This window comes from Actinacidiphila yanglinensis, assembly GCF_900107965.1.
GTDB lineage: Bacteria > Actinomycetota > Actinomycetes > Streptomycetales > Streptomycetaceae > Actinacidiphila > Actinacidiphila yanglinensis.
In genome coordinates this window covers 81,394-93,839 of sequence record NZ_FNVU01000022.1, presented here as the reverse complement: position 1 = coordinate 93,839, position 12,446 = coordinate 81,394, and the positions used below count along the sequence as shown (strand labels likewise).

General features: G+C 74.8%; 8 protein-coding genes. 5 read left to right on the top strand and 3 right to left on the bottom strand.

All coding sequences use genetic code 11. The annotated features are described in order from the left end of the window. Positions 1–45: 45 nt before the first annotated feature. On the top strand, positions 46–2,916 hold the full coding sequence (locus C4U44_RS34175) for a family 78 glycoside hydrolase catalytic domain (RefSeq protein ID WP_146088410.1): 2,871 nt from the start codon (positions 46–48) through the stop codon (positions 2,914–2,916). Positions 2,917–2,940: 24 nt separating this feature from the next. Here C4U44_RS34175 and C4U44_RS34170 read toward each other — a convergent pair whose 3' ends face one another. Beyond that, positions 2,941–4,572 carry an IclR family transcriptional regulator domain-containing protein gene (locus C4U44_RS34170; RefSeq protein ID WP_103889984.1) on the bottom strand — a complete coding sequence of 544 codons (1,632 nt, stop codon included), beginning with the start codon at positions 4,570–4,572 and terminating at the stop codon, positions 2,941–2,943. Positions 4,573–4,758: 186 nt separating this feature from the next. On the opposite strand from C4U44_RS34170, the gene pcaH reads away from it, so the two are divergent. From pcaH to pcaDC, 4 genes are read left to right on the top strand one after another with little or no spacing between them, the layout of a single operon-like run. After that, positions 4,759–5,550 (top strand): protocatechuate 3,4-dioxygenase subunit beta, encoded by a 792-nt coding sequence (gene pcaH, locus C4U44_RS34165; protein ID WP_103889983.1) that lies wholly within the window; start codon positions 4,759–4,761, stop codon positions 5,548–5,550. Then, a complete protein-coding gene (gene pcaG / locus C4U44_RS34160; protein ID WP_103889982.1) occupies positions 5,547–6,197 on the top strand; it encodes a protocatechuate 3,4-dioxygenase subunit alpha in 651 nt (216 codons plus the stop codon). The genes pcaH and pcaG overlap by 4 nt, the downstream gene beginning before the upstream one ends. Next, positions 6,184–7,515, top strand: coding sequence for a 3-carboxy-cis,cis-muconate cycloisomerase (gene pcaB, locus C4U44_RS34155; protein WP_103889981.1), 1,332 nt, complete (start codon positions 6,184–6,186; stop codon positions 7,513–7,515). Before pcaG ends, pcaB begins: the two co-directional genes overlap by 14 nt. After that, positions 7,512–8,663 (top strand): bifunctional 3-oxoadipate enol-lactonase/4-carboxymuconolactone decarboxylase PcaDC, encoded by a 1,152-nt coding sequence (gene pcaDC, locus C4U44_RS34150; RefSeq protein ID WP_103889980.1) that lies wholly within the window; start codon positions 7,512–7,514, stop codon positions 8,661–8,663. Before pcaB ends, pcaDC begins: the two co-directional genes overlap by 4 nt. A 234-nt stretch (positions 8,664–8,897) precedes the next feature. Here pcaDC and C4U44_RS34145 read toward each other — a convergent pair whose 3' ends face one another. Further along, entirely contained in the window at positions 8,898–11,750 is a 2,853-nt protein-coding gene (locus tag C4U44_RS34145) for an ABC transporter permease (RefSeq protein WP_235032569.1), read from the bottom strand. Next, positions 11,747–12,445: an ABC transporter ATP-binding protein gene (locus tag C4U44_RS34140; protein ID WP_103889979.1), complete on the bottom strand. Its 699-nt coding sequence runs from the start codon at positions 12,443–12,445 to the stop codon at positions 11,747–11,749. Before C4U44_RS34140 ends, C4U44_RS34145 begins: the two co-directional genes overlap by 4 nt. Between the last annotated feature and the right edge of the window lies 1 nt (position 12,446).

Below are 12,446 nucleotides of genomic sequence, written 5' to 3'. Positions count from 1 at the left end.
CGAGGACACCGCGTTCTCTCGGTCGCGCTCTTCTTCCTCCTTGCCGTGTCCCTCCCACCGGCCCTGCCCGCGGGGGCGAGCACCACGGGCCCGCGGGCCGCGGCCGGCCCCGACCTCGGCCAGGGCGACTGGGTCGGCGTGGACGCGGCCGACGCGCACTGGTCGGACTACACCGTCGACGTCGACCTCACCGTCGTGAAGGAGGCGGCGAGCGTCTACTTCCGGGCGCGGTCCGGCGGCGCCGACTCGTACATGTGGCAGATCAACGTGACCGGCGCGGAGCCCGTACTGAAGAAGCACGTGTGGGCCGGCGGGAACGTCTCCCAGGTGACCGAGACGCCGATCGGCGACGTCATCGGGCCGGACGCGCTGCACTCGTCCCACCACCTGCGCATCACCGCCGACGGCGGCACGATCACCACCTCCGTCGACGGCGTCGCGGTCGACACCGCCCAGGAGTCCGCCTACGCGACCGGCACCATCGGCTTCCGGGAGTCGCCCACCGAGGAGGCCACCTACCGCGACCTCACCGTCACCGCCCCGGACGGGACCGGCCTGCTGGACGACCCGTTCACGACCGGCGAGCCGAACGCGTTCGGCGCGGGGACCATCGGCGCCGACGGCCTGGACCTCGCCGGCGCGAGCGCCCTGCTGAAGCCCGGCAACCAGACCCCGCGGCTGCGCACCGAGTTCACCCTTCCGAAGAAGGTCGCCGCTGCCCGGCTGTACGCCTCGGCGCAGGGCATCTACGAGATGTCCATCGACGGCAGGCGGGTCGGCGACGACCTGTTCGCACCCGGCTGGACGAACTACAGCGACCAGGTCCAGTACCAGAGCTACGACGTGACCGACCTGCTCGGCCGCGGCGCCCACGCGATCGGCGCACAGCTCGCCCCGGGCTGGTACGCGGGCGACGTCGGCTGGTTCGGCACCGGGCAGTACGGCACGACGCCCGCGCTGTGGGCCCAACTGCGCGTCACCTACACGGACGGCACCGTGCGGACCCTCGACACCGACGGCTCCTGGCAGGCGAGCACCGGCGGGCCGGTGACGTCCGCGGACAACTACATGGGCGAGTCCTACGACGCGCGCAGGGAGCAGTCCGGATGGGCCGAACCCGGCTTCACCGGCGCGGGTTGGGCCCCGGTCGACGTCCAGCCGGGCCTTGCGTCGAAGGCCGTGCCGCAGATCGGCCCGCCGGTGCGGGTGACCGGCACCGTGCGGCCCGTGCGCGTCACCGAGCCGGCGCCGGGCACGTACGTCTTCGACCTCGGCCAGGACATCTCCGGCGTGGTGCGGGTGCGGGTGCGCGGTCCTGCCGGGACCACGGTCACCCTGCGGCACGCGCAGGCGATCAACCCCGACGGCACCCTGTACACGGACAACCTCGCCGCGGGCCCCGCCCCGTACCTGACCGCCGCGCAACAGGACACCTACACGCTGCGCGGCGGCGGGACGGAGACCTTCCAACCGGACTTCACCTACCACGGGTTCCGGTACGTCGCGGTGACCGGCTATCCCGGCACGCCCACCCCGGCAGACCTGACCGGGATCGTCGAAGGCACCGACGCACCCGTCATCGGCGCGTTCTCCACGTCCGACGCCCTGGTGAACCAGCTCCAGTCGAACATCACCTGGAGCGAGCGGGACAACCTCTTCTCCGTCCCGACCGACACCAACGCACGTACCGAGCGCCTCGGTTGGGCGGGCGACGCCGACTTCTTCGCCCCGACCGCGGCCTTCAACCGCGACCTCGACGGCTTCTACGCCAAGTGGGAACGCGACCTGATCGACAGCCAGACCCCGCAGGGCATCTTCGACAACGTCGCGCCGACCTGGCCGGCGGTCGCGGGCTCCGGCTACGGCGGCGGCTGGGGCGACGCGGGCGTGGTCATCCCCTACACCGCCTGGCAGAGCTACGGCGACACCGCCCTGGTCAGGAGCAGCTACCCCGCGATGCGGAAGTACCTCGCGGCCATGGAGGCGGCGAGCACGGACCTCATCCTGCCCGCGTCGTTCGCGCCGGCCGGCGACTGGATGAACGTGGACCAGCCCACCCCCGCCGACCTGATCGCGACCGCGTACTTCGCCTACGACGCCTCCCTGATGGCGCGGATGTCCGCGGCCATCGGCCGCGACGCCGACGCGGCGGGCTACCGCGCGCTGTTCACCCGGATCGCGTCCGCGTGGGACGCGACGTACCTCGCCGCCGACGGCTCGATCGCCGGGAACAGCGAGACCGGCTACGTGCTCGCCCTCCACCTCGGCCTGCTCCCCGAAGGGCTGCGCGCGCAGGCGGCCGGCCGCCTGGTGGGCCTCGTCCACGCCGGCGGCGACCACCTCGCCACCGGCTTCGTCGGCACCCAGTGGCTGCTGCCTGTGCTGTCCGCCACCGGGCACACCGACGTCGCCTACACCCTGCTCGAACAGACCGGTTACCCGTCCTGGGGCTACGAGATCGCGCACGGCGCCACCACGGTCTGGGAGCGCTGGGACGGCATCCTGCCCGGCGGCGGCTTCAACCCGAACGTGAACGGCAACTCCTTCAACCACGCCGTGGACGGCGCGGTCGGCAGCTGGATGTACACCACCATCGCGGGCATCGTCCCCGACCCGGCCCATCCCGGGTACGCGCGCTTCTCCGTACGGCCGCAGCCGGGCGGCGGGCTCACCCGGGCGCGGGCGAGCCTGCGTTCGCCGCACGGCACGATCAGCAGCAGCTGGCACCTGACGGGCAAGCAGCTCGTCATGGACGTGGTCGTGCCGCACGGCAGCACCGCGGTGATCTCCGTGCCCTCGCCCTCGCCGTCCGGTATCACCGCCACGGGAGGGGCACACGCGGGCACGCCCGCGGACGGCGCCACCCCGTACACGGTGACGGGCGGGCACTACACCTTCCGCACCGCCGTCGGATGAGCAAGGGGGCCGGGCCGACCGGCCTCAGCCCGGCGGGAGTTCCTGGGCGCTGGTCACGGCGGCGATGTCCGCCGAGATCGCGTCCGCGGCCTCCCGCAGCCGGGGCAGGATGACCTCGCGGGCCTCCTCGGCGGAGGTGCGGCCGGCGTGCAGGGAGACGTTCACCGCCGCGACCACCCGCCCGTCCCCGGCCCGGAGCGGGACCGCGATCGACCGCAGGCCCTCCTCCAGTTCCTGGTCCGCGATCGCGAAGCCGTCGTCCCGCGCCTGCCGCACCGCGCGGTCGAGCCGGCCGGGGTCGGTGACGGTGCGCGGGGTCAGCGCGGGCAGCGGCGCCGCCGAGAGCCAGGACGCCCGCTCGTCCGGCGGCAGCCCGGCGAGCAGGACCCGGCCCATGGAGGTGGCGTGGGCCGGGAAGCGGGTGCCGAGGGTGATGGTGACGCTCATGATGCGGTTGGCGGCGACCCGGCCGACGTAGCGGATGTCGTGGCCGTCCAGGACCGCCACCGACGCCGACTCGCCGACCTGCCGGACGAGGGCGATCAGGTGCGGCCGGGCGATCTCCCCGAGGGTGAGCCGGGACAGCACCGGGTAGCCGAGGTCGAGCACCCGCGGCAGCGGGCTGAACCGGCCCGCGTCCGAGCCCACGTAGCCCAGGCTCTCCAGGGTCAGCAGGGAGCGGCGCGCGGTGGCCCGCGCCAGCCCGGTGCAACTCGCCACGGCGGACAGCGTCATCCCGCCCTGCTCCGTCCCCAGGGCGGCCAGGACGGACAGCCCCCGCGCCAGCGACTGGAGGTACTCCGGGCCCAGGTCCCGCTTGGCGTCCGAGGTCCGGTCGGCCGCCGTCGCGCGCCGCGGGGGCTCGCCGGTGGCGGCGGCCAGGGCGGCGGACATCCGCTCGGCGGTGGCCTGCATCCGCGGGAGCGCGAAGTCCCGCAGCTCCCGCACCGCGTGCCTGCTGGTGTGGCTGACGACGCTGAGCGCCGCGACGGTGCCGCCCGCCGCGTCACGCACCGGGACCGCCACCGCGACCAGGCCCGGTTCCAGCAGCTGGTCGTCGACCGCCCAGCCGTGCCGCCCCGCCTCGGCGGCGGCGCGCCGCAGTTCGGACTCCGCCGGCCGGGGACGGTGCTCCCGCGGCAGCGCCGGGAAGTCCCGACCGGAGTCCAGCCGCCAGGACGCGAACCGGTCCTCGTCCCACCCGGCGGTGAACAGCAGCCCCGCGGCGCAGCGTTCGACCGGGAGCAGGTCGCCGATGCGGAAGCTCACCGACAGGGCGCGGCGCCGGGTGTACTGGACCACGAACCGCGCGGCGTTCCCGTCCGGGACGGCGACCGACACGGACTCGTCGAGGGAGTCGGCGAGTTCGCGGGCCAGCGGGCCGAGCACGCGCGGGACCCCGCTGCTGTTCAGGTAGGCCGTGCCGAGTTCGAGCAGCGCGGGGGCCAGCGCGAGGTCGCCGCCCTCCTCGCGCAGGTATTCCAGCCGCAGCAGCGTGGTGGCGATCCGGTCGACGGGCGACCTGGCCAGGCCGGTGGCCTTCACCAGCGCGCTCGCCCGCAACCGCCCCTCGGGGACCTCGGTCAGGGCCCGCAGCACCTGGAGTCCCCGTTCGAGCGGGCCGACCGAGGAATCGCGGTCGATGCCGTCCGGCATGGGAGCTCCTCGATCACACGTGAACCATTGACAACGGGCAGGAGCCGGGGCGAGACTCGCCGCGAGCCGATGGTGAATCTTAGTTCATTGGGCGAACGGCCGCAAGAGCGTGACACCTTCCCGGCCCGCCACGCCGTGCCCCGCCGCGCGTCGGCGACCCGCCCTCGTCCTGGAGCGCTGACACCCATGGCCGACACACAGCCGACGACGCCCGACCAGAAGAGCATCGACGCCGCGATGGCCGCGCTCGCCGGGAGCGGGAACGGCGCGGCCCACCCGTCCCGCGCCTACCCGCCCTACCGCAGCACCGCGCTGCGCCACCCGCGGCAGCGGCTCGTCGTGGTCGAGGACCCCGAGGCGGTCGAGCTGACCGGTCCCGTCTTCGGGGTCACCGACGTCACCGCCCTCGACAGCGACCTCACCCGCCAGCACACCGGCGAGCCGATCGGCGAGCGCATCACCGTCAGCGGCCGGGTCCTGGACCGCGCCGGACGCCCCGTGCGCCAGCAGCTGGTGGAGATCTGGCAGGCCAACGCCGCCGGCCGCTACGCCCACCAGCGCGAGCAGCACCCCGCCCCGCTCGACCCGCACTTCACGGGGGCGGGCCGCTGCCTCACCGACGACCAGGGCCGCTACAGCTTCACCACCGTCAAACCCGGGCCCTACCCCTGGGGCAACCACCTCAACGCCTGGCGGCCGGCCCACATCCACTTCTCCGTCTTCGGCACCGCCTTCACCCAGCGCCTGGTCACGCAGATGTACTTCCCCGGCGACCCGCTCTTCGGGTACGACCCCATCATGCAGTCGGTCACCGACGCGGCCGCCCGCGAGCGTCTGGTCGCCGCCTACGTCCACGACCTGTCCGAGTCGGAGTTCTCGCTCGGCTTCCAGTGGGACATCGTGCTGGACGGACCCGCCGCCACCTGGACCGAGAACGCCGAGGACAGCCGGAACACCGAGCAGGGGGAGAACCGTTGAGCACCGTCGACCGCCGCCCCTCCACCGTCCCCGCGCCCGCATCCGCACCGTCCACGTCCGTATCCGCGCCCGCATCCGGTCCCGCCCCGACCCCCTCCCAGACCGTCGGCCCCTTCTTCGGCCACGCGCTGCCCCTCACCGGCGGCGGGGACGTCGCCCCCCGCTCGGCGCCGGAGACCGTCACCCTGCACGGCCGCGTCCTCGACGGTCGCGGCGAGCCCGTCCCCGACGCCCTGCTGGAGTTCTGGCAGGCCGGTCCGGACGGCCGGCCCCCGGCCGCGCCCGGTTCCATGCGCCGCGACCACTCCACCGGCCGCGACGCGGGCCGGGACGGCGTCACCTTCACCGGGTGGGGCCGCGTGCCGACCGACGCGGACGGCCACTACACCGTCCGCACCCTGCGCCCGCCCGCGGCCGCGCCGTACGTCGGCGTCCTGCTCTTCGCCCGCGGCCTGCTGCACCACCTGTACACCCGCGCCTACCTCGACCCGGCGGCGGACGACGCCCTGCTGGCCTCGCTGCCCGGCGAGCGGCGCGCGACGCTGGTCGCCACCCACGAAGGCGGCGAGGCCCACCGCGTCTACCGCTTCGACCTCCGCATCCAGGGCGACGACGCGCAGGAGACGGTGTTCCTTGACTTCCGCTGACCCGGGCGAGCCCGCGGACGTCGGCCTCCTCGCCCCGGCGTGGGCCGGCACCCCCGTGGAGGCCGCCACCGGCGACCGCGCCTTCCTCCGGGCGATGCTCGACGCCGAGGCCGCGCTCAGCCGCGCCCTCGGCGCCCCGCCGGAGGTGCTCGGCCGGATCCGGGAGCAGGCCGTCGCGGGACGGTTCGACCCGCGGGACCTGGCGCTGCGGGCCCGGGCCGGCGGCAACCCGGTGATCCCGCTGGTCGCCGCCCTGCGGTCCGCGCTGGACCCCGAAGCCGCCGGCTGGGTGCACCGCGGCGCCACCAGCCAGGACATCCTCGACACCGCGATGATGGCGGTGACCGCCCGCGCACGGCCGCTCCTGCTGGCCGACCTGGACGCCGCAGCGGACGGCCTGGCGGTGCTGGCCCGACGCCACCGGCTGGCCCCGATGCCCGGCCGCACCCTCACCCAGCACGCCGTGCCCACCACCTTCGGCCTCAAGGCGGCGGGCTGGCGCTCCCTCGTCCTGGACGCCCGCGACCGGCTGGCCGCCCTCCGCCTGCCCGCCCAACTCGGCGGCGCGGCAGGCACCCTGGCCGCGCTCGGCGGCGACCCGGACCTGCCCGGGCGCTACGCCGGGGCCGTCGGCCTCGATGCCCCCGACCTGCCCTGGCACGTGCTGCGCACCCCGGTCGCCGACCTCGGCGGCGCCCTCGCCCTCACCGGTGGCGCGCTGGCCAAACTCGCGGCCGACGTCCTGCTGCTGTCGCGTACCGAGACCGGCGAGCTGGGCGAGGGCAGCGGCGGCGGCTCCTCCGCGATGCCGCACAAGTCCAACCCGGTCCGCGCCACCCTGACCGCCGCCGCCGCGCGCCAGCTCCCGGCCCTGGCCTCGGTGCTGTTCGCGGCCATGGCCGCGGAGGACGAACGCCCCGCCGGAGCCTGGCACGCGGAGTGGCAGACCCTGCGCGAGGCGCTGCGGCTCGCGGGCGGCGCCGCCCACCACGCCCGGGAACTGGTGGCCGGGCTGCGGGTCGACGCCGACCGCATGCGCCGCGACCTCGACCTCACCGGCGGCCTGATCGCCACCGAGCGCCTGCTCACCGCCCTCGGCCCGTCGCTCGGCCCCGCGGCGGCCCGGGACCTGCTGGCCCGGGCCGCCCGCACGGCCGCCGAGCAGGGGCTGCCGGTGGCCGACGTCCTCGCGGCCGAGCCCGCGCTGCGGGGCGTGCTGCCGGCCGGCCGGCTGCGCGAACTCCTCGACCCCACCCGGTACCTGGGCGCCGCGCCCGAACTGACCGACCGGGCCCTGCGCCGCGGAAGGAAGCCATGACCCCCTCGTCGACCCCCTCGTCCCTGCCGCACCACGCGGTCGACGGACGCGCCGACGCCCCCACCCTCGTGCTCGGCCCGTCGCTCGGCACCAGCCTGCGCCTGTGGGACGCGCAGGTCCCCGAACTCGCCCGCAGCCACCGGGTCGTCCGCTACGACCTGCCGGGCCACGGAGGATCACCGGCCGGCCCGGTCGCCGAGCCGACCGTCGCGGCGCTGGCCGGCGGCGTGCTCCGGCTCGCCGACCACCTAGGCGCCGAGCGGTTCGCGTACGCCGGGGACTCGCTCGGCGGGGCGGTCGGCACCTGGCTCGCCGTCCACCACCCCGAACGCGTCACCTCGCTCACGCTGGTGTGCACCGCGGCCCGCTTCGGGGACCCGCAGGGCTGGCACGAGCGCGCGGCGCGGGTCCGCGCCGAAGGGGTCGGCTTCCTCGCGGAGTCGGCCCCCGCGCGCTGGTTCACGGAGGACTTCCGCGGCAGCGACACCGCGCGCGCCCTGGTCGAGGACCAGCGAGCGGCCGACCCGGCCGGGTACGCCGCCTGCTGCGAGGCGCTGGCCGCCTTCGACCTCCGCGCCGAGCTGCACCGGATCGGCGCCCCGACCCTGGTGATCGCCGGCCGCGAGGACCGGGCCACCCCGCCCCCGGACGCGCGGCTGCTCGCCGACGGCATCCCCGGCGCCACCCTGCTCGAACTCCCCCGCGCCGCCCACCTCGCACCCGCCGAGCAACCGGTGCCGGTCCTCCGGGCGATCCGGGAGCACCTCGGCGCGACCCCGTACACCGACGGCATGGCCGTGCGCCGCGCCGTCCTCGGCGACGCCCACGTCGACCGCGCCACCGCCGCGGCCACCCCCTTCACCGCGCCCTTCCAGGACCTGATCACCCGTTACGCGTGGGGCGAGATCTGGACCCGCCCCGGACTGGACCGCCGCACCCGCAGCTGCGTCACCCTCACCGCGCTGGTCGCACTCGGCCACCACGACGAACTCGCGATGCACGTCCGCGCCGCCCGCACCAACGGGCTGACGCCCGAGGAGATCCAGGAGGTGCTGCTCCAGTCCGCCATCTACTGCGGTGTCCCCGCCGCCAACACCGCCTTCGCGATCGCCGCGCGCGTGCTCGCCGCACTCGACGCGGAGGCGTAGCCCGGCGGGCGGGCCCCCGCCCCGAAGTCACCTGCCCGCACACTCGCCCCATCGGACGGGCCAGGCCCCACCCGGCCGCGTTCCGGGGCGTGTTGCCGGACGCGGAGGCACAGCCCAGCCCCTGGCCCGCATCCGGCATGCGACCCGCCCGCGACCGCACGCGCACCCGCCCCCCTCGCGCGCCGGACCCCGGCCGGCCGCGTCCCCGGGCACGTTGCCGGCAGGACGCGCGACTCACTCCTCGGCCAGCACCTGCACCGGTGCGATCCGCGACATCGCCCGGATCGGGACGATCAGCGCCGCGCACACCAGGACCACGGCCGCGGCGGTCGCCAGCAGCGCGGCGCCGGTGATGGCCGGCAGCCGGCCGGCGAGCATGCCCGCACCCAGCGGGAGGACGGTGACCACGCCGACGACGGCTCCGCCGAGACCGCCCAGGACGGCGAGCAGGGCGCCTTCGTAGAACGACAGCCGGGCCAGTTCGCGGTCGCTCCAGCCGGTGGCCCGCAGCACCGCCAGGTCGGCGGCGCGCTCGCGCTGGGACAGCACGAGGACGTCGACCGCGCCGGCCGCGCCCAGCAGCAGGGACAGCGCCACGGACACGTAGTCGGCCGAACGCGCCTGCGCGACCACCGTGTTGCCCAGGAGCGAGCCGGCGACCTCGCCGCGGAAGCCCAGGGTGAGGGCGAGCAGCACGGTGAACGCCGCGACGCCCAGCGCGATCCCGGCCGCGCCGAGCGCGGTACGGCCCGGCGTCCGCGCCAGGTTGCACCAGGCCAGGCCCCGTACGGAGCGGATGGCCGAGGCGCGGCCGGTGCCGATCACCGGGGGATTGACGGCGTCCAGCGGGCCGAGGCGGGTGGCCTTCCAGGCCGGAAGCAGGCCCGCGACCACGGTCAGCAGCAGGGCGACCGGCAGCACGAGCACCGCGCGCAGGCCGGCGTGCGACAAGCCCAGCCCGCTGCCCAGCACGTACGCGAGGGCGGTGCCCACCGCTCCCGACACGGCCCCGATCACCCCGAGTTCACCGACGATGAGCCGCAGCACCTCGCGGCCGCTCCAGCCCAGGCAGCGCAGGGTGCCGATCTCGGTGCGCCGGGAGCGGACCGAGGCCAGGGCCGCCTGGGAGAGGAACAGCGCGCACACCACCAGGACCAGCACGAAGAGGATCTCGCTCTTGCGGTCGACGGCCTTGAGGATGCGCAGGGCCACGCCCTTGGCGGTCCACTCCTCACGGACCGTCAGGTTGCCGGGCAGCGCGATCTTCTGCGGTGCGGGCGAGCTGCCGACGGTGATGTCCACCTGGAGCTTCGGGTAGGCGCGGCGGATCTCGGCGGCCACGGCGCTGACCCGGGCCCGCGAGACGGAGTCCACGCCGGTGACGCCGGCGACCCTGATCCGGATGGAGCTGACCGGTGCCTTGTCCTGGATGTCGGGCGTGTGGCGGCTCTTGGTCAGGGCGGTCAGCGAGTCGAGGGTGGTCAGCAGGGTGGGCGGTGCGCTCAGGTAGCCGCCGAGATTCCGGTCCGGCTGGAGCGGGGCGTCGTGCAGCGCCTTGCGGGTCGCCGCGTCCGCCCCGACCACGGTCGGCGGCCGGTAGGTCTCCATGGGGACGGCGGACAGCGCCGAGAAGCCCGGCAGCCGGTCCGGGTCGTAGCGGCCGACGACGTTCATGACGGGCAGGGGAAGGCGTCCGGAGTCCTTGTTCGAGCAGATGTCGGCCATGGGGGCGCAGTCGAAGGTGGCCGAGTGCGGCGTGACGGTGCGGAACTGGGTGCCGGTGTTCTCCGCCGGCACGTCGGGTACGAACTGCTGGTTGATGATGGTCCGCCAGGTCTCCTTGGACTGGGACGGTTGCACCTTCGGATGCAGGACGCCGCCCGAGGTGGTGTAGTGCACCGGCCCGGTGGTCCAGTACTCCTCCGTGTTGATGATCGACCTGCCGGCGGCCGTGGGCGGTTCCTCGAGCGACGGGAAACCCCGGTCGAGGTCCGCGCTGACGCTCCCCACCGTGGTGCCCCGCAGCCCGTTGAGGAAGGTGTGGGCGTGGACGCCGCCCAGGTTCTTGATCAGCGCCGTGGGGTCCCCCACGTCGAGTTGCTGCACGGAGCCGTCGATGCGGCCGGCGGTCAGGGCGCGGCTGCTGAAGACCGCGGGAAGGCTCCAGTACGGGTCGACGTCCTTCGGGGTCGTCCAGACCGGCTTGTCGCTCTCCCGCAGCGGGTTCCCGGCGACGGTGGCGTGGTCGAGGCCGACCAGCCGGTTCTCCTGGTCGGGATCGATCGCGGCCATCAGCACCGGGTAGCTGACCGGCACGTCGACCGATCCCTTGGCGGAGCCGCTCCGGCAGGTCAGGGTGGCGTCGAGGTCCGGGTCGAACGGGGACCACTCGCGGGTGTCCTCGGGAAGGTCGATCGGTTGCAGCGGGGTGTTGTCGCCGTTGACCAGCAGTTCCGACTTGTTGGAGTTGTAGTACCAGCACACGTAGTAGGGCGCCTTGCCGACCTTCTGCTCCTGCAGACCCGGATACGTCAGGCCCTGCACCGTGTTGACGGTGCCGATCGGCCGCCGCGAGAGGTACAGGTACTCGTCGGAGCCCGGCACGCGCTGCGTCCCCGTGCTGATCGTGGTCTTCACCCTCAGCACCTGGGCGTCGACACCCTGCTTCAGGTACGTCGAGACGTCGATGTGGAAGTCGGTCTGCACCATCACGTAGCCGACGTTCGCCACGGGCGCCGCGATCCGGACGCCCGCCATCTTCTTGATCGCGCGGTACTGGTCGAGGGTGATGCCGCCGTAGATGCCGGACAGGAAGTTCGCCTGCACCAGGTCGCGGCTCTTCTCCAGCGGCGTCTCGGTTCCCTGCGGGCGGACCAGGACGTCGTAGGCGGAGCGGACGTTGTGCTGCACCACGCCGACAGTACGGGCCTGACTGGTGCTCACCGCCGTGGTCAGCAGGGTGAAGCTCGTCGCGGCGACGACGATGCCGGCACCCAGCGCCAGGGCGCGCGAGCGGCGCCGCCGCAACTGGGAGGCGATCATCCCCAGCAGGCCGGACCGGCCGGGGCGGTGACGGAGGCGGATCACGGCCGGTACCCGCCCAGCCGGTCCAGCGCGTCGGCGGCCGGTGCGACCACGTCGTCCGCGACGATCCGCCCGTCCTGCAGGCGGACGATCCGGTCGCAGGACGCCGCGACCTCCGCGTCGTGGGTGGCCAGCAGCATCGTCATCTCGAACTGCTCGCGCAGGTTCATCAGCAGGTCCACGATGCCGCGTCCGGTCACGCTGTCCAGGTTCCCGGTCGGCTCGTCGGCCAGCAGCAGCCGGGGCCGGCCCACCAACGCCCGTGCTATCGCCACCCGTTGCCGCTGGCCGCCGGACAGCTCCGACGGGAGCGCCCGCGCCCGCTCGGCCAGACCGACCGCGGCGAGCATCTCCATGCCACGCTCCCGCCGGTCGAAGTCCACCCGGCGCGGCAGCACCGGGGCCAGCACGTTGTCCAGGGCGGTCAGCGCGGGCAGCAGGTGGAAGCGCTGGAAGACGAACCCGGTCCCGCGGCGGTGCGCGTCGAGCCTGCGGGCGGTCAGCTCCTCGCCGTCGATCTCCACCCCGCCCCGGTCGGGACGGTCCATCCCGCCGGCCAGGTGCAGGATCGTCGACTTGCCCGAGCCCGACGGCCCGGTCAGCGCGACGGACTCACCGTCCCCGACCGCGAGGTCGACCCCGTCCAGGGCGGTCAGTTCCGGGTAGCACCTCGTCACCTCCCGTAAGGCCAGCCGCATT

Bases quoted from the DNA above. Each gene is read 5' to 3' on its own strand.
- C4U44_RS34170 (WP_103889984.1), bottom strand. From the start codon at position 4,572: ATGCCGGACGGCATCGACCGCGATTCCTCGGTCGGCCCGCTCGAACGG.
- pcaH (WP_103889983.1), top strand. From the start codon at position 4,759: ATGGCCGACACACAGCCGACGACGCCCGACCAGAAGAGCATCGACGCC.
- pcaDC (WP_103889980.1), top strand. From the start codon at position 7,512: ATGACCCCCTCGTCGACCCCCTCGTCCCTGCCGCACCACGCGGTCGAC.
- C4U44_RS34140 (WP_103889979.1), bottom strand. From the start codon at position 12,445: ATGCGGCTGGCCTTACGGGAGGTGACGAGGTGCTACCCGGAACTGACC.